The following is a 17,039-nucleotide window of genomic DNA, read 5'->3' as shown; positions in this document are numbered from 1 at the left end:
CCGACCGCCGCCCGCCCCGCCCGGACCACCGGGCCGGGCGGGCGCCGTCGTCCCCGGCCCGGTGCAGCCCGGCGTGGGATCGCCGACGGCAGTCGCGCCACGGGTGACCATGGGACGGTGAGCAGCACCTCCCGGACCACCTCCGCCCCGGTCGTCGAGCCGGTCCGCACCGGCCGCGTGCGCGAGCGCTTCGCGCTGGCGTCGTCCGGCGTGTGGGCCGCCGCCCAGGCGTGGGTGCTGTCCTACGCCGTGGTCGCCCTGCTCGCGGTCTCGGCCGTGCTGGACGCCCCCTCGGCCGCCGGGTCGGACGGCGGGCTCGGTGCCGGCGTCTCCGTCGCCACCGGGTTGTGGCTGCTCGGGCACGGGGTCCCGCTGGCGGCGTCCGGCGCCACCGTGACGGTGGTGCCCCTCGGCGTCACCGCGCTGGCCCTGTTCACCGTGCACGTGGCCGCGAAACGATCGGCGGTGCCGACGCTGGCGGCGTGGATCGGCGGCACGATGACGTACGCCGCGGGCACGGTGGCGCTCGCCGTCGCGCTCGACCTGGGCTCCACGGCGGCGACGGCCGACCCCGCCGAGATCGCCGTCCAGGTCGGAGCGGCGCTGCTGGGCGGCCTCGTGATCGGTGGGGGCGGGCAGGCGCTGGGGATGTTCTCCGCGCCGGACGGTCCGCTGCTGGCGGGCATCACACCACGGCTCGACCGCTACCTGCCGGACACGGCGCGGCTCGGGCTGCGCGCGGGCGTCGTCGGCGTCGCGCTGCTCGTCGGCCTGGGTGCGCTCCTCGCCGGGACCTGGCTGGTGCTCGGCCGGGGGACGTCGGCCGAGATCACCGCGGGTCTGGGCGCGGACTGGCTCGGCACGGCTCTGCTGCTCCTGGGCCAGGCCGCACTCGTGCCCAACCTGGTGGTGTGGGCGACGGCGTGGCTGGCCGGGCCGGGGTTCGCCGTGGGTGCCGCGAGCGCCTTCTCCCCGGCCGGGACGGAGGCCGGACCGCTGCCGGCGCTGCCGATGCTCGGGGCGCTGCCCGGTGAGGCCTGGTCGACGCCGTACGCGGTCTGGGTGCCGGTGCTGGTCGTGGGCTGCGGCGCCGTCGCCGGCTGGTTCGTCTGGCGGCAGCTCGACCCGGCCCTGGTGCGCGTGCGTGACCTGGTCTGGGTGATGGCCGGGACGGCGGTGGCGGCCGGCGTCGTGACGATGCTGCTGCAGTGGCTGGCCGGCGGCAGCGCGGGTGTCGACGCGTTGTCCCAGGTCGGGGCGGACCCGCTGCTGACCGGCGCCCTGGTGGCCGCGGAGGTCGGCGGGGGAGCGGCGGTGGTGGTCGGCGGGGCCCACGCGTGGGCCCGTCGGGGCCCGGGCGCGCAGGCCTGAGCGTCCCCGACGTCGTCGTAGGGTGGTGGCCGTGCAGACCCCCTCCGGACATCCCGTCGATCCCGCGCCCGGCGTGCGCCTGGTGGTGCTCGCCTCGGGCGGCGGTTCGAACCTCGCCGCTCTGCTTTCCGCGCACGACGACGCCGCCTACGGCGCCCGCGTCGTCGGCGTCGTCTCGGACAAGCCGGACGCCGGCGCGCTCGATCTCGCCCGCGACGCCGGCGTGGCGTCCGTGGCCGTGGCGCCCGGCGAGTTTCCCGACCGTGGCGCCTGGAACGCCGGCCTGGCCGAGGCCGTCGAGGTCTTCCGGCCGGACTGGGTGGTGCTCGCCGGGTTCATGCGCATCCTCGCCCCGGAGTTCCTGGCCCGGTTCCCCGGCCGGGTGGTGAACACCCACCCGGCGCTCCTGCCGTCGTTCCCGGGGGCGCACGGGGTGCGTGACGCGCTCGCCTACGGCGTGCGCGTCACCGGCTGCACGGTGCACGTGGTGGACGACGGCGTGGACACCGGCCCGATCGTCGCCCAGGCCGCGGTGCCGGTGCTGGACGGCGACGACGAGGCCTCGCTGCACGAGCGCATCAAGGTGGCCGAGCGGTCGCTGCTGGTCGAGACCGTGGGGCGGGTGGCGCGGGAGGGGCTGCGCGTCGACGGCCGCCGGACGAGCCTGGGCTGACGGCCCGGACGGCCCGTCCTGCGGCGCCCGCCCCTCGTTGTGGGCATGAAAATGACCGTCCTGAACCGAGTCAGGACGGTCATTTTCATGCCCACAACGAGGGGTGGGGTCAGGCGGCGGACCAGCCGCCGTCGGAGGCCAGGATCTGACCGTTGATGTTCGTCGAGTCGGTCGAGAGCAGGAACGTGATCGTGGCGGCGAGCTGCTCGGGCATCGCGATGTCGGCCATGACGCCCATGCCGGCCTGGACGCGGCCCATGCCGAACGGGTCGACGTCGGTCGGCTGCATCCCGGTGAGCACCCCGCCCGGCGCGACGGCGTTCACCCGCACCCCGGTGTTCAGGTACATGTAGGCCGAGTTCTTGGTCAGGCCCACCACCGCGTGCTTGGACGCCGTGTACGCGGCCCCGGCGGCGGAGCCGCGCAGACCCGCCTCGGAGGTGACGTTGACGACGCGGCCCTCGGCCGCCTCGAGCATGCCGGGCACGACGGCGCGCATCAGCTTCATGGTGCCGGTCACGTTCACGGCGAACGCCCGCTCCCAGGTGGCGTCGTCGAGGGTGTGCACCGGGGCGAACCGGTCCATCACGCCCGCGACGTTCGCCAGGGCGTGGATCGGTCCGCCCGCTGCCTCGACGATCGCCGTGATCGCGGCGTCGTCGGTGATGTTCGCGACGACGGGCACGATCGAGGCACCCTCGGGCAGCGCCCCGGCGAGCTCGGCGGCCAGCTCGTCCAGGCCGCCGGCGGACATGTCGACGGCGACGACGCGGCCCCCCTCGCGCGCCACGCGGGAGGCCGTGGCCCGGCCGATACCGGAGGCGGCACCGGTGACGACGACGGTCTGGTCGGTGAAGCGCCCCGGGGTGATCGCCTCCCCGAAGTCGGCGGGCTGCGGCGCCCCCGCCTCCGCGGTGGCTGCGGCCTGCGTCGCAGAGCTCTGCGCCGGCTCGGTCTCGGGCCCGGCAGCGGGCGCCGAGGTCCCGCCGGCCTTGGCGGCGCGGACCTCCGCGACGAGCTGCTCGGCCGTCTCGCGGGGGAACTTGCCCCGGGAGAGCTTGATGAGCTTCTCGAAGCTCATGCGCTTGACGGGCGCGAGCGACCGGGTGGTCTGCCCGGCCTCGGCGAGCATCCGCTCCAGGGCAGCCCTGCCCTCGGGGTCCGCGAGCCACTCCGCGACGGTGTTCTTCAGGGTCAGGTCTGCCATGACGTCCTCCAGCACATACCGGACAGTGTTGTCCGGATCTCGTGGTTCTAAGGTAGCACCGTGACCACCTCGGATCCTCAGCGTTCGCGCAGGGCCAACGCCGGGCCCCGGGCCGCGGCGCGCAACCGCGCTGCCCTGCTGGCCGCCGCGCGGGAGGTCTTCGCGGAGCACGGTGCGCACGCGCCCCTGAACGCCGTCGCCCGCCGGGCCGGCGTCGGCCAGGGCAGCCTCTACCGGCACTTCCCGGACCGCCTCGCGCTCGTGCTCGCGCTCTTCGAGGAGCAGGTCGCGATCGTCGAGGAGCTCGCCGAGGATCCCGGGACCACCCTCGTCGACCTCCTCGGGACCGTCACCCGGCACGCCATCGACTCGGTGGTGAGCATCGACCTCGCCGCCGGGACGCCGGAGGTGCGCCCGGACCCCCGGCTCGTCGACCTGCGCGAGCGGATCGCCGACGTCCTCGCCCCGCGTGTCGAGGCCGCGGTGGCCACCGGGGACGCCCGGCCCGGCACGACGGTGGAGGACGTCCTGCTCGGCGTGGAGATGGTGGCCGCTGCGCTCACACGTCGCCCCGCCGAGGACCGCGAGCGGTATGCGGTCCGTGCCTGGCGGCTGCTCGGCTACGACGTCGTCCCCGCACCCCGCTGACCCCGCGCGGGCACCGCGCCGACGCGGTGCCGCGAGCCGTCGGTGTGGTTGCAGTTGCGCAACATTCGTTCGGAATGGTTAGTAAGGCATCCTGTCAATGTGCCAGAGTGGCGCCGTGCCCGGCACCGACGCCGGGCTGCGCCGTCAGGCGCGGCGTCCACGACGGACGTCCGAGCGTGTTCGAAGGAGATCTACGTGAAGCTGACCCCGACCGTCCGCGCGGCCGCCGCCACCGCCGCCGCGGCTCTCACCCTCACCGCCTGCTCCGGGACCGACGAGGGCGACGCCGCCGGGTCCGAGGCCGCGACGGGTGACCTGACCGCGTGGTTCATGGACGGATCCGTCCCCGAGGAGGCTCAGGCCTGGCTCGTCGACGAGTTCGAGGCCGAGCACCCCGGCTCCACCCTGACCATCGAGATCCAGCAGTGGGACGGCATCGTCGAGAAGATCCAGACGGCGATGGCCTCCGAGTCGCAGACTCCCGACGTCGTCGAGGTCGGCAACACGCAGTCGCCCACCTACACGGCCGTCGGCGCGTTCAGCGACGTCACCGACGAGATCGACGGGTGGGGCGGGGACGACCTCATCCAGTCCTTCATCGACGTCGGCTCGGTCGGCGACACGGTCTACACGGTGCCGTTCTACGCCGGCTCGCGGATCTTCTACTACAACACCGAGCTCTTCGAGAAGGCCGGCGTCGAACCGCCCACCTCGCTGGACGACTTCACCGACGTCGTCGCCACCCTGACCGAGGCGAATCCCGAGGGGACCGAGGACTTCCGGGGCGCCTACATCGCCGGTGTCGACCAGCACACCCTGGAGGCCTGGCTCTACACGAACGGTGGCCAGTACGCGGTGCAGGACGGCGAGGAGTGGGTCGGCAACCTCTCCAGCCCCGAGTCGATGGCCGCGATCGAGCAGGTCGCCGCGCTGTACGAGGCCGGTGTGCTCGGCGCCCAGGACTCCGTGGACGCCGCGCAGGAGCCCTGGAACGACTTCAACGAGGGTCGCGTGGCCATGTTCTCCGGGCTGACCTGGTCGTACCCCAACATCGCCGAGGAGCTGCGTGAGAACGACAAGGTCAGCGTCTTCGCCGTCCCCGGTCTCGAGGACGGCACCCTCGGCAAGACGTTCGCCGGCGGGTCGAACCTGGGGATCGCGGCCAAGAGCGGGAACCAGGAGCTGGCCGCCGAGGTCATGGACCTCGTCTACTCCGACGAGTTCCAGATCATGATGGCGCAGAACGGCTGGGTCCCCGGCAACACCACCTTCGCCGACGCCCAGGGCACCGCTGACAACGCGGCGCTGCTCGCCGAGGTGGCGGCCAGCTCCCAGCTCACCCCGCCCGCGCAGTACTGGGCGCTCGTCGAGGGCGAGAACCTCGACAAGGACTTCTGGAAGGCGATCGCCTCCGGCGAGGACCCTGCCGCCACGGCGGCCGCGGCCGACGCCCGCATGGCCGAACTGCTCAACAAGTGACGTCCCCGCGGGGCGGGAGCCTCCGGGTTCCCGCCCCGCCCCCGTCTTCCCGGGAGGTTCCAGTGGCTGCACCCGCCACGTCCTCGGGAGCACGCCCCGACGCTCCGGCCACCCGCCGGACCGGGCGTTCCTCCCTGCCCTACCTGTTGCTGCTCGGCGCCGCCGTCGCCGTGCTCCTCGCCCTCGGCTACCCCCTCGTGCGGCAGGTCGTCCTCGCGTTCCAGGACTACGGCCTCGAGCAGCAGTTCGGCGCCCCCGCCGAGTTCGTCGGCCTCGCCAACTTCACCGAGGTGCTCTCCGACCCGTACACCTGGGCGGTGTTCGTCCGGTCCATCGTCTTCTGCCTGGTGACGGCGGCCGTCACCATCGTCGTCGGCGTGTTCTTCGCCGTGGTCATGATGCGGATGTCCACCTGGGCCCGCCTGCTGCTGCAGACCGTCCTGCTGCTGGTCTGGTCGATCCCGATCGTCTCCTCGCTGACCGTGTGGCAGCTGCTGTTCGACACCCGCTTCGGGGTCGTCAACTGGACCCTCGAGCGTCTCGTGCCGTGGTGGCCCCACGACTACAACTGGCTCGGCCAGGCCGCGGGGATGCTCACGATCGCCTCGCTCATCATCATCTGGATGTCCGTCCCGCTCGTGGCCTTCATGGCGTACTCCGGGCTGAGCCAGGTGCCGGCGGAGGTGCACGAGGCGGCGGAGATCGACGGCGCGGGCGTCTGGGCCAGGTTCTTCCGGGTCACGGTGCCGGTGGTCGCCCCCGTCCTGCTCCTCATCGGTCTGCTGCAGATCATCTGGGACCTGCGGGTGTTCACCCAGATCAAGATCCTGCAGGACGCCGGTGCACCCCTCGACGAGACCGACGTGCTCGGCACGTACATCTTCCGTCTCGGCATCGGCCAGGGGGAGTTCGGGATGGCCTCCGCCACCGCGATGATCGTGCTCCTGCTGACGGTGGCCGTCACGCTCCCCTACGTGCACCAGCTGTTCAGGAACGACAAGGAGCTCTCGGGATGACGTCCACGACACAGGTGCCGCAGACGACAGCCGGTGAGGTCCGACGGGACGGCGCCCGACCGACGGCGCCCGACCGACGGCGGCCCGTGCGAGGGCGGCGCGTGCGCCGGGCGGCGAACGTCTTCGCCGTCGTGACCTCGCTGCTCTGGTTCTTCCCGATCTACTGGATGATCAGCTCGGCGCTGCTGCCGAACGAGCAGTTCCGGTCCTCGACGCCGGTCTTCGTCACCACCCACCCGACCGCCGAGCACTTCGCGGGCGTGCTCGGCGACGAGCGGTTCTGGTCGGCGATGACCGTGAGCATGCAGGTCACGGCGATCTCCGTGGTCGTGGCCGTCTCCCTCGCCTTCCTGGCGGCGGTGGCCATCTCGAGGTTCCGGTTCCGTGGCCGCAAGGCCGTCATCGGATGCGTCCTGGTGATCCAGATGATCCCTGCGGAGGCGTTGTTCATCTCCCAGTACAAGATGCTCGACGGCTGGGGCCTGCTGGACAACGTCGTCGGACTGTCCGTGCTCTACGTCGGGATCATCATCCCCTTCAACATCTGGATCCTGAAGGGGTTCGTGGACGGGGTGCCGCAGGAGCTGGAGCAGGCGGCGATGATCGACGGGTGCACCCGCGTGCAGGCCTTCGTCCGGATCACCCTGCCGCTGCTCGGGCCCGGGCTGGTGACCGGCGCCATCTTCGCCACGATCCTCGCGTGGAACGAGTACACCCTCGCGCTGGTCGTCATGAGCGACGGAAACCAGACGCTGCCGCTGTGGCTGCAGTACTTCAGCGGTGCCAACCAGGCCACGAACTGGGGCGGGATCATGGCGGGGTCCCTGCTCATCGCCCTGCCGGTGATCGCCCTGTTCATGACGGTGCAGACCCGGATGGCCGCAGGCCTCACCGCCGGGGCGGTGAAGGGCTGATCCCGGCGGCAGGGACCGACCGGTAGGATCGGGGCGGCCGTGACTGGCGAAGGTGGACAACCACCGGGGAGCGGCCGCCTCGACCCGGTCGGCCCGGCGCCGTCCCGGGACGGGCCACACCGTGCGCGCCGCCCGCCTGGGTGCCAGGGTTTCCGCGAACACACCACTGCGAGGAGACCATCATGGCCGCCCAGCCCGCCGTACCCGCGAACCCCGACGTCCAGCTCGCCGACGACGCACGCCACCCGGTCCGCCGGGCGTTGCTCAGCGTCTACGACAAGACCGGCCTGGTCGAGCTCGCCACCGCGCTGCACGGCGCCGGCGTGGAGCTCGTCTCCACGGGCTCGACGGCCGCCCGGATCGCCGACGCGGGCGTCCCGGTGACCCGCGTCGAGGAGCTCACCGGCTTCCCGGAGTGCCTCGAGGGCCGGGTCAAGACGCTGCACCCGCGCGTGCACGCGGGGATCCTGGCGGACACCCGCAAGGCCGACCACCTCGACCAGCTCCGCGAGCTCGAGATCGAGCCCTTCGACCTCGTCGTGGTGAACCTGTACCCGTTCGCCGAGACGGTCGCCTCCGGTGCCGCACCGGACGCCGTCGTGGAGCAGATCGACATCGGTGGCCCGTCCATGGTCCGGGCCGCCGCCAAGAACCACCCGAGCGTCGCCGTCGTCGTGGACCCCGCCCGGTACGACGACGTGGTCGCCGCGGCGCAGGCCGGCGGCTTCACGTTCGCCGCGCGCAAGCGCCTGGCCGCCGCCGCGTTCGCGCACACGGCGCAGTACGACGTCGCGGTCTCCGCCTGGTTCGCCAACGTCTACGCGCCGGACGAGGCCGCCGTCGAGTCCGGGCTGCCGGACGTCACCGGGGCCACCTACGACCGGTCCGACGTCCTGCGCTACGGCGAGAACCCGCACCAGAAGGCCGCGCTGTACACCCGTGCCGACGGCGTGACCGGGCTGGCGCAGGCCACCCAGCTGCACGGCAAGGCGATGAGCTACAACAACTACGTCGACGCCGACGCCGCCTGGCGGGCCGCGCACGACCACGCCGAGCCGGCCGTCGCGATCATCAAGCACGCCAACCCGTGCGGGATCGCCGTCGGGGCCGACGTCGCCGAGGCCCACGCCCGCGCCCACGCCACCGACCCCGTCTCCGCCTTCGGCGGGGTGATCGCCGCCAACCGGACGGTCACGAAGGCTGCGGCCGAGCAGATCGCGCCGGTCTTCACCGAGGTCGTCGTGGCCCCGGGCTTCGAGCCCGAGGCGCTCGAGGTGCTGCAGGTCAAGAAGAACATCCGACTCCTGACGGTGGACGCGCCGCCGTCCGCCCCGGTGGAGACCCGGCCGATCTCCGGGGGCCTGCTGGTCCAGGCCGTCGACCGGTTCCAGGCCGACGGCGACGACCCGGCCTCCTGGACGCTGGCCGCCGGGGAGCCCGCCGACGAGGCGACGCTGGCCGACCTGACGTTCGCCTGGCGGGCCGTGCGCGCGGCGAAGTCGAACGCGATCCTCCTCGCGGCCGACGGCGCCGCGGTCGGCATCGGCATGGGCCAGGTCAACCGCGTGGACTCGTGCCGGCTGTCGGTGGAGCGGGCCAACTCCCTGGCCGAGGGTGCCGAGCGCGCCCGCGGTTCCGTCGCGGCGTCGGACGCGTTCTTCCCGTTCGCCGACGGCCTCCAGGTGCTGCTCGACGCCGGGGTCCGCGCCGTCGTGCAGCCGGGCGGGTCGATCCGCGACGAGGAGGTCGTGGCCGCCGCGCAGGCCGCGGGCGTGACGATGTACCTGACGGGGACGCGCCACTTCGCGCACTGACGCCGCGTCGCTCAGGTGACGACGGCGTCCCGGAGCCTGACCGCCGGGTCGGTGGCCCGGCGCAGGTCCAGCCGCAGGGGGTGGGGGCGGTTCATCGCCTTCCGCATCGCGCCCACCTCCCGCGGGGAGTCGACCAGCAGGACGGCACCCACCGCGGTGGCGCCGTCGGGCGACCCGTCGCCCGACGGCCCGTCGCCCACGTCATGGCGGGGCCAGAACGCCGCCCAGGGCCCGTCACCGGGGCTGCCGCGCCAGGCCGTCGGGGCGCCGTCGGGCCGGCCGAACAGCGCCAGGTCGTGCCCGAGCTGCCGGGAGAACACGTAGGGCGCCTGCGCGGCGGCGGGTTCCAGGCCGAGCATGGCCCGGGCGGTCGCGTCCGGGTCGTGCAGCGCGGCGGACCAGTGCCCGCCCGGCACGGGTCCGAACACCGGGTGGGACCGCGTGGCGACGTCGCCCACCGCCCACAGCCCCGGGACGCCGGGCACCGCGCCGTCGTCGTCCACCAGCAGACCGCCGGCGGCGTCGAACAGGGCGGCGGGGACGGCCCGGCGCACCCAGGCGGTGGCGGGCCGGGCACCGACCGCCGCGAGCACGACGTCGGCGGCGAGACGCTCGCCCGTGGCGAGCGTGACGCCTCCCGGCGCCACCTCCTGCGCCGGCGACCGCAGCCGCAACCGGACGCCGGCGGCGGCGTACCACGGCACCAGGTGCGCCCCGACGTCGGCCCCGAGCTGGCGGACCAGCGGGGCGGCGCCGGCCTCGACGACCGTCACGTCCGCCCCGGCCCCGGCGGCCACCCCGGCGATCTCCGCGCCGATCCAGCCGGCTCCCACCACGACCGTCCGGGCGCCGGGCCGCAGGTCGTGCCGCAGCCGGTCGGCGTCGGCGGCGGTGTGCAGCACGTCGGCGTCCCACCCGGCCGGGAGCACCGGACGCGAGCCGCACGCCAGGACGACGGCGTCCGCGAGGAGCCGCTCACCCGAGGCGGTGCGGACCCCGGGGCCGGGCAGCAGCTCGACGGCGGGGTCGTCAGGCCGGAAGTCGTCGGCGAGCACCGCCACGTCGACGCCGAGGTCGTCGCTCAACCAGACCGGCGCGGGCCGGGTCAGTAGCTCCTTGGACAGCGGCGGCCGGTCGTAGGGGGGAACGCCCTCGTCGCCCAGCAGCGTGAGCCGGCCCGTGAACCCGTGCGCCCGCAGGGCGGCCGCGGTCTGCGCCCCGGCGAGCCCCGCCCCGACGACGACGACGGAGCGCGGCGGTGCCGGACCGGACACGGAGCGGATCGTCTCGGGGTCGGTCTCGGAGCGCACGGGGCCACGCTACGCCGTCCGACGGACCGTCCCGGCGGGTAGGCTCGACGCCGTGGTTCCCGACACCGATCCCTCCGTGCCACCGCGTTGGCACTCCGTCGACGCCGCCCCGCGCGACACGCGCGCCGTGCACAGCCCGGTGCCCGCGATCCTGGTCGCGATCGGCGGGATCGCCCTGGCGGTGGGGATCGGACTGACCCTCGGGGCGCGCTGGGGATCGTTGACGATCGCCGCCACGCTCGCGGTCGCGGGCACCTGGCGCGCGGTGTCGACGTCCGGCCCGGCGGGGTTCGCGATCCGCAGCCGCGGGTTCGACGTCTTCCTGTGCTGGGCGGCCGCGACGGTCGTGGCGGTCCTGGCCGTCACCGCGCCCGGCGTCTGAGGCCCGCGCACCGGCGCCGCACCGGCCTGGGGCGCCCGCACCCTCCCGGGACGGCGCTCGCTCCCCGGCAAGCGGCGGAGCACCCGGACACGGCGGACGCCGGGAGCGAACGTGTCGCTCCCGGCGTCCAGGGGGTGCCGGACCTGTCGGGTCCGGGCCGGTGTCCGGCGTCAGGGACGGGCCGGCGGCTCGGTCCCGGGGTCGGTGTCGGCATCGGTGTCGCCGGTGGTGGGCTCGGCGTCCGTGGTCCCGGTGGTCGGCTCGGCCGGTGCGACGTCGGCCGTCTCGGCCGTGCTGGCCGGTTCGGCGGGTGCGACCGGTTCGGCCGGTGCGACGGGCTCGGCAGCCACCTCGGCCTCCTTCTCCGCGACCGCGGTGGCCGTCGCGGCGGCCACGGCCGCCACGGTGGCGGCCTCGGCCGCGGCCGGGGCGGTGCCCGGCTGGGCCTCCCAGCCCTCCACGGGCTCGGCCACGGCCGGGACCGGGGCGAACGCCCGGGCGAAGAGCGCGGCGAGCGCGCCACCGGCCAGCGGCGCCACGATGAACAGCCACAGCTGCTTGCCGACGCCGCCGTCACCCCACGCGTCCGGCGAGATCACCGAGGCCAGCGAACGGGCCGGGTTGAACGAGGTGTTCGTGACCAGCCAGGAGACGATGTGCAGGGCACCCAGGGTGAGCCCGATGATGACGGCCGGGTACGTGATCTTGGCGCGCGGGTTCGTGACACCGAGGATGACGCCGACGAAGATCGCGGCGATGAGCACCTCGACGATGGCGGCCGTCGCCAGGTCGAAGGTCGCCCCGCCCTGGGAGACCGTGAACATCGGCGAGTGGTCGCCGTACCCGTTGGCGGTGGCCGCCAGGACCTCGCCCTTGGACCCGAGGCCCACGAGCGTGCCGTAGCCGTCGGGGATGATCAGCAGGATCAGGGCCCCCGCTGCCGCAGCGCCGACGAACTGAGAGACCCAGTAGGGCACCAGGTCGGCCCACGAGGACCGGCCGGCGAGGGTCAGGCCGAACGTGACGGCGGGGTTGAAGTGGCCGCCGGACAGGTGCCCGACGGCGCCGATGGACGCCATGAGGGCGATGCCGCCGGCGAGGGCGACGGTGAGGATCGACCCGCCGTTGGCGGCGTTGAACGTCGCGGTGCCGACGATGCCGAGGACCAGCACGAAGGTGCCGAACGCCTCGGCGGTCATGCGGGTGAAGAGACGAGGCGGGGGCGGTGCCACCTCGAGCTCGGCGGCGGTCACGGTCTGCTCGGCCATGGTGGTCCTTTGCTGGTCGTCGGGTGAGGCACGGTGCGACCCCGAGGGGCGCGGCGGCGATGCTGGCACCGGTTCCTGAACGGTTCCTGTGACGGCGCGCACGGTCGGTTGCCTGCGGGCACGGTATCGCGGACCAGGGCGTCCGTGCCTGATATCGGGCGCGTCGCGCGACGACGTGACGCCGGTCGAGGGGATGACGGACGCGGCCGGGTACGCCAGAGTGGGCTCATGAGGACACCTGTGAACGTCACCGTGACCGGGGCTGCCGGCCAGATCGGGTACGCACTGCTCTTCCGCATCGCCTCCGGGGCGATGCTCGGCCCGGACACTCCCGTCCGGCTCCGGCTCCTGGAGATCCCGCAGGGCGTCAAGGCGGCGGAGGGCACCGCGATGGAGCTCGACGACTGCGCGTTCCCGCTCCTGGACAGCATCGACATCCACGACGACGCCACGCGCGCGTTCGACGGCGCGAACGTGGGGCTGCTCGTCGGGGCCCGCCCGCGCGGCCCCGGCATGGAGCGCGCGGACCTGCTGGAGGCCAACGGCGGTATCTTCGGTCCGCAGGGCAGGGCGATCAACGCGGGCGCCGCCGACGACGTCCGCGTCCTGGTGGTGGGCAACCCCGCCAACACCAACGCGCTCATCGCCGCCGCGCACGCGCCCGACGTGCCGGCCGACCGGTTCACCGCGATGACGCGCCTGGACCACAACCGGGCGCTGTCCCAGGTGGCGCACAAGGCGGGGGTGCCGGTCGCCGGGGTGCGTCGCCTGACGATCTGGGGCAACCACTCCGCCACCCAGTACCCGGACCTCTTCCACGCCGACGTCGCGGGTACCCCGGGCGCGACGCTCGCGGCGGACACCGCCTGGCTCACCGACGACTTCGTCCCGACGGTCGCCAAGCGGGGCGCGGCGATCATCGACGCCCGCGGCGCGTCGTCGGCGGCGTCGGCGGCCAACGCGGCCATCGATCACGTCCACGACTGGGTGCGCGGCACACCGGAGGGCGACTGGACCAGCGCGGGCATCGTGTCCCGCGGCGAGTACGGGGTGCCCGAGGGGCTGGTCTGCTCGTTCCCCGTGACGTCGTCGGACGGCGCCTGGCACGTGGTCGACGGCCTGGAGATCGACGCGTTCTCCCGCGAGCGCATCGACGCGAGCGTCGCCGAGCTGGCTGCCGAGCGGGACGCGGTGCGCGAGCTCGGTCTGCTCTGACGCCGGCCCGTGGAGTTCGGGGCGGTCCCGGTCGGTGCCGGGCCCTGCCCGGACGGTCAAATCGCTGGTCGGTGTCGGCGATGCGGCCTAGCCTCGATTCGTGACCGAGGCACCTGCCACCGACGCGCCCCCCAGGGCACCTGACGCGACGCCGTCGACCGATCCTGCCCGCCGTCTCGACTGGCGGCGTCTGCGGGCGCCCCTGGCGGGCGTCGCGCTGCTCGCGCTCGTCGTCGGGGCGGTCGGAGCAGCTCTGGGCACCGTCATCGCCGGTGGGCTGGCGCAGGACCCGACGCTGTCCGCCCTGCTGCTGCTCGCGCTCTGCATCGTCGGGGCCGCCCTGCTCGACTCGGCGGGTCAGGTCGTCTGGGCCGGCGTCGTCGACCGTGCCGAGGGCACGCTGCGCGGAGACCTGCTGACGGCCGCGCTGCACCAGCCGCTGGCCACCCTCACCGAGCAGGCGGTGGGGGAGGTGCTCGACCGCGTGGACGACGACACCCACGCCGTGGGCACCCTGGTGCGGCGCCAGCTCTGGGGCGCCGGGCGCACCCTGGTCGGCGTCGTGCCGATGTGGGTCGTGGCGGGCGTGACCTGGTGGCCGGCCTGGTTCCTCTTCCCGGCGCTGGCCGCGCTCGCCGGCGTGCTGGTACGGCCGATGCTGGGGGAGATCGCGCGACGCAAGGTCGTCGAGGAGGCCGCCTGGACCGACCACGCCGCCGCGTTCGAGGAGTCCGTGGCCGCCCGCGACGACCTGCGCACGAGCCTCGGCCAGGCGTTCGCCGTCCGCCGCCTGGCGCAGCGCTCGGCCGAGGTGCACGCCAGGTTCCGGTCCGTGGTGGCGGTCGAGACGCGCATGCTGCGCCGCGCGGGTCTGGTGCTGGCCGCCCTCCTGGCGGGAACCGCGGTGGCCGGTGCGGCGCTCGCCGCCGACGGCGACCTGTCGGTGGCGCGGCTGGTCACGCTGTTCCTCGTGACCGCGATGTTCGTCGGTCAGATCGACAGCCTCGTCCACCACCTGCCGGACATCCAGGAGGGCGTCGGCGCGGTGACGCGGCTGCGGCAGATGCTCGCCGTCGTGCCCGAGCCGGTCGGTGGCGACGCCGTCCCCGCCGGACCGGTCGGGATCGAGCTGCGGGACCTGCACTTCGCCTACGCGGAGGGCACGTTCGCCCTGCAGGGCGTCGACCTGCGCGTCCCGGCGGGGCAGACGATCGCCCTCGTCGGCCGGACCGGATCCGGAAAGTCGACCCTGGCGTCGCTGCTCTCGCGCGCGGTCGAGCCGGAGCGCGGCAGCGTGTTCCTGGCCGGGGTGGACGTGTGCGACCTGGATCTGCAGCACCTGCGTGCCACGGTCGGCGTCGTCACCCAGCGCACCGAGATCCTGGCGGGCACGCTCGCCGAGAACATCGCGCTGTTCGCGGACGTCCCGCGCGGCGACGTCGAGGCGGCGGTGCGCGAGCTGCGGCTGGGCGACTGGGTGGCGGGGCTCCCGGACGGGCTGGACACCCTGCTGGGCCCGGGAGGCACCACGCTGTCCGCGGGTGAGGAGCAGCTGGTCGCGTTCGCGCGCCTCCTGGTCCGCGACGTCCAGGTGGTCGTGCTAGACGAGGCCACCGCCCGGATGGACCCGCTGACCGAGTCGCGTGTCGTCGCGGCGGCCGAGCGGCTCCTCACGGGACGTACCGGCGTGCTCGTCGCGCACCGCCTGACCACGATCGAGCGGGCCGGGCTCGTGGCGGTGCTCGACCACGGCCGCGTCGTGCAGCAGGGCCTGCGTGCCGAGCTGGCGCGCACGCCCGGGCGCTACCGCGACCTCCTCCTGGCGAGCGGCGAGCACCGTGACGAGGTGCCCGGCGACGGCACGCCGGGCGGGGGGTCGGCCGGTCCGGGCGCCGTCGCGGGTGCCGCCGGGAGCGCGCACGGTGCGCACGACGTCTCGGGGCCCCCGACGGTGGGCGGGCGCCGCCGTCGCGGTGCGCCGCCGGCGGCGCGGGAGACCGGCGACGGGCCGAGCCTGGCGCGCGGCATCCTGCACGCCCTGGTGGTCCGTCCCGCGTGGGGCCTGCTCGGCGGGGTGCTGTTCCTCGTGGCGAGCCTGGTCTCCGCCCAGGGCGCCGTCACCGGCTTCCTGTGGGGCCGCGCCGTCGAGGGGGTCGAGGACGGGTTCCCCGCCGTCCTGCTCGCCACGTTCGCGGTGCTGCTCGTGGCGGCGCCGCTGGCGCTGGCCGCCGCGATCTACCTCTACCCGCGGTGGTGGGTCGAGGTGCTGCTGCGCGTGCGCATGTCGGTGATGGCCGGCCAGACGCGCCAGCGTCGGCTGGCCGCCACGCCGCCGGGCGAGATCGTCGCCCGGGCGATGGACGCCGACCGGTTCGTGCGGTACGCCGACCGCTGGGTCGACTTCGTCAACGGCCTCGTCTTCGCGGGGGTGACCGCCCTGATCAGCGGGTCGTGGCTCGCCGGGGCGGTCCTGCTCGCGGTCATGGTGGTCTCGGCCGGCGCGTCGGCGGTCGGCCGCCCCATCGCGGGCCGCTCGGCCACGCGGTCGTCGGCGGCACGCGCCCGGTTCGGCCGGGCCCTGGTCTCGGCGCTCGACTCGGCCCGCACGGTCAAGCTCGCCGCCCGCACCCCGCAGGTGCACGCGCACCTGCGGCAGGTCGACGCCGGGCGCGTGCAGGCGGCGGTGTTCGAGCACCGGGTGCAGGCGGCCCTCGACGGGGTGCCGCTGGTCATGATCCAGCTCGGCGTGGTCGCCGCCTGGGCCGGGCTGCTCACGGGGACGTGGGAGCTCGCCACGGCGCTGCTCGTCGCGAACGCGGTGAACGGCTTCGGCTGGTTCGGCACGGTCGCCGGCGCGGTGGTCACCGAGGCGCCGGGGACGCGGGCCTGGCAGCGGGCGACGAGCCGGTTCGCGGGTGGCGCGGACCTGGTGGACCTGCCCGACGGCGTCGACCTGGTCACGGGGGAGGCCCCGGCCCCCGTGGCCGGGTCGCGGGAGTCCCTGGAGCGCCTGGAGCTGTCCGGCATGGCGGCCCTCCACGACGACGGCACGGTCGGCGTGGCGGGCGTCGACCTGACGGTGCGGCGCGGTGAGCTCGTGCTGCTGATAGGCCAGGTCGGGTCCGGCAAGTCGAGCATGCTGGCCGCGCTCGCCGGGCTCGTGCCGCACACCGGGGCGGTCCGCTGGAACGGGACGGACGTCGTCGACCCCGAGACGTTCCTGCGTCCGGGGCAGGTGGCGTACGTCGCGCAGCTCCCGCGGGTGCTGTCCGGCACGTTCGCGGACAACGTGCGCCTCGACCAGGAGCGCGAGGTGCACGGCCCGGTCGCGGCGGCTCGTCTGGAGCAGGACGTGGCGGAGGCGGGCGGTCCCGACGCGCTCGTCGGCCACCGCGGGGTGCGGCTGTCCGGCGGACAGGTGCAGCGCCTGGCGCTGGCGCGCGCTCTCGCGGCGGACGCCGAGCTGCTGCTCGCGGACGACGTGTCCAGCGCGTTGGACGCCGCCACGGAGATCGAGCTGTGGGCGGCGCTGCGGGAGCGCGGCACCACCGTGGTGGGGGCGACGTCGAAGGGTGCGGCCCTGGCGCGGGCGGACCGGGTGGTGGTGCTGGTCGAGGGCGAGGTCGCCGCGGTCGGCCCGTGGGACGAGCTGGCGTCGGGGTGGGGGCACCTGGCCGGCTGACGCTGCTGCCGACCCCCGTGGTCGACGGCGGGCGGAGCGTCGTCAGACCGTTGCTGCAAA

General features: G+C 74.6%; 13 protein-coding genes. 10 read left to right on the top strand and 3 right to left on the bottom strand.

What is annotated here, in order from left to right:
* Nucleotides 1-117 precede the first annotated feature (117 nt).
* Both ACIQLL_RS00180 and purN read left to right on the top strand, forming a co-directional pair.
* Nucleotides 118-1,371, top strand: a complete 1,254-nt coding sequence (locus tag ACIQLL_RS00180; RefSeq protein ID WP_402461601.1) for a cell division protein PerM — start codon at nucleotides 118-120, stop codon at nucleotides 1,369-1,371.
* Between the two features lie 31 nt (nucleotides 1,372-1,402).
* Nucleotides 1,403-2,044 (top strand): phosphoribosylglycinamide formyltransferase, encoded by a 642-nt coding sequence (gene purN, locus ACIQLL_RS00175; protein WP_402461598.1) that lies wholly within the window; start codon nucleotides 1,403-1,405, stop codon nucleotides 2,042-2,044.
* 109 nt (nucleotides 2,045-2,153) lie between these two features.
* On the opposite strand, the gene ACIQLL_RS00170 is transcribed toward purN, so the two are convergent.
* Nucleotides 2,154-3,251 carry an SDR family NAD(P)-dependent oxidoreductase gene (locus ACIQLL_RS00170; RefSeq protein WP_402461596.1) on the bottom strand — a complete coding sequence of 366 codons (1,098 nt, stop codon included), beginning with the start codon at nucleotides 3,249-3,251 and terminating at the stop codon, nucleotides 2,154-2,156.
* Nucleotides 3,252-3,311: 60 nt separating this feature from the next.
* Between ACIQLL_RS00170 and ACIQLL_RS00165 the strand changes: the two genes are divergently transcribed.
* From ACIQLL_RS00165 to purH, 5 genes are all read left to right on the top strand, one after another.
* A complete protein-coding gene (locus ACIQLL_RS00165) occupies nucleotides 3,312-3,899 on the top strand; it encodes a TetR family transcriptional regulator (protein ID WP_402461594.1) in 588 nt (195 codons plus the stop codon).
* Nucleotides 3,900-4,094: 195 nt separating this feature from the next.
* Complete coding sequence (locus tag ACIQLL_RS00160; RefSeq protein ID WP_402461591.1) at nucleotides 4,095-5,378, top strand: extracellular solute-binding protein; 1,284 nt, start codon at nucleotides 4,095-4,097, stop codon at nucleotides 5,376-5,378.
* 62 nt (nucleotides 5,379-5,440) lie between these two features.
* A complete protein-coding gene (locus ACIQLL_RS00155) occupies nucleotides 5,441-6,394 on the top strand; it encodes a carbohydrate ABC transporter permease (RefSeq protein ID WP_402461588.1) in 954 nt (317 codons plus the stop codon).
* The gene (locus tag ACIQLL_RS00150) at nucleotides 6,391-7,308 is read left to right on the top strand and encodes a carbohydrate ABC transporter permease (protein WP_402461585.1); all 918 of its coding nucleotides are present in this window, start codon (nucleotides 6,391-6,393) and stop codon (nucleotides 7,306-7,308) included. Before ACIQLL_RS00155 ends, ACIQLL_RS00150 begins: the two co-directional genes overlap by 4 nt.
* Nucleotides 7,309-7,490: 182 nt before the next feature.
* Nucleotides 7,491-9,122, top strand: a complete 1,632-nt coding sequence (purH, locus tag ACIQLL_RS00145; protein WP_402461582.1) for a bifunctional phosphoribosylaminoimidazolecarboxamide formyltransferase/IMP cyclohydrolase — start codon at nucleotides 7,491-7,493, stop codon at nucleotides 9,120-9,122.
* An 11-nt stretch (nucleotides 9,123-9,133) separates the two neighbouring features.
* On the opposite strand, the gene ACIQLL_RS00140 is transcribed toward purH, so the two are convergent.
* Entirely contained in the window at nucleotides 9,134-10,432 is a 1,299-nt protein-coding gene (locus ACIQLL_RS00140) for an NAD(P)/FAD-dependent oxidoreductase (RefSeq protein WP_402461580.1), read from the bottom strand.
* Between the two features lie 52 nt (nucleotides 10,433-10,484).
* Between ACIQLL_RS00140 and ACIQLL_RS00135 the strand changes: the two genes are divergently transcribed.
* On the top strand, nucleotides 10,485-10,814 hold the full coding sequence (locus ACIQLL_RS00135) for a DUF3017 domain-containing protein (protein ID WP_402461579.1): 330 nt from the start codon (nucleotides 10,485-10,487) through the stop codon (nucleotides 10,812-10,814).
* A 170-nt stretch (nucleotides 10,815-10,984) separates the two neighbouring features.
* On the opposite strand, the gene ACIQLL_RS00130 is transcribed toward ACIQLL_RS00135, so the two are convergent.
* Entirely contained in the window at nucleotides 10,985-12,082 is a 1,098-nt protein-coding gene (locus ACIQLL_RS00130; protein ID WP_402461576.1) for an aquaporin, read from the bottom strand.
* Between the two features lie 228 nt (nucleotides 12,083-12,310).
* Here ACIQLL_RS00130 and ACIQLL_RS00125 point away from each other — a divergent pair, with 228 nt between their 5' ends.
* Together ACIQLL_RS00125 and ACIQLL_RS00120 are read left to right on the top strand one after the other, a co-directional pair.
* Nucleotides 12,311-13,297 (top strand): malate dehydrogenase, encoded by a 987-nt coding sequence (locus tag ACIQLL_RS00125; RefSeq protein ID WP_402461573.1) that lies wholly within the window; start codon nucleotides 12,311-12,313, stop codon nucleotides 13,295-13,297.
* A gap of 100 nt (nucleotides 13,298-13,397) precedes the next feature.
* Nucleotides 13,398-16,979: an ATP-binding cassette domain-containing protein gene (locus tag ACIQLL_RS00120; protein ID WP_402461571.1), complete on the top strand. Its 3,582-nt coding sequence runs from the start codon at nucleotides 13,398-13,400 to the stop codon at nucleotides 16,977-16,979.
* Nucleotides 16,980-17,039 lie beyond the last annotated feature (60 nt).

The organism is Isoptericola aurantiacus (assembly GCF_044769875.1).
GTDB lineage: Bacteria > Actinomycetota > Actinomycetes > Actinomycetales > Cellulomonadaceae > Isoptericola > Isoptericola aurantiacus.
This window is presented reverse-complemented; position numbering and strand designations above follow the sequence as displayed.

Bases quoted from the DNA above. Each gene is read 5' to 3' on its own strand.
- ACIQLL_RS00150 (WP_402461585.1), top strand. From the start codon at position 6,391: ATGACGTCCACGACACAGGTGCCGCAGACGACAGCCGGTGAGGTCCGA.
- ACIQLL_RS00130 (WP_402461576.1), bottom strand. From the start codon at position 12,082: ATGGCCGAGCAGACCGTGACCGCCGCCGAGCTCGAGGTGGCACCGCCC.
- ACIQLL_RS00125 (WP_402461573.1), top strand. From the start codon at position 12,311: ATGAGGACACCTGTGAACGTCACCGTGACCGGGGCTGCCGGCCAGATC.
- purH (WP_402461582.1), top strand. From the start codon at position 7,491: ATGGCCGCCCAGCCCGCCGTACCCGCGAACCCCGACGTCCAGCTCGCC.
- ACIQLL_RS00170 (WP_402461596.1), bottom strand. From the start codon at position 3,251: ATGGCAGACCTGACCCTGAAGAACACCGTCGCGGAGTGGCTCGCGGAC.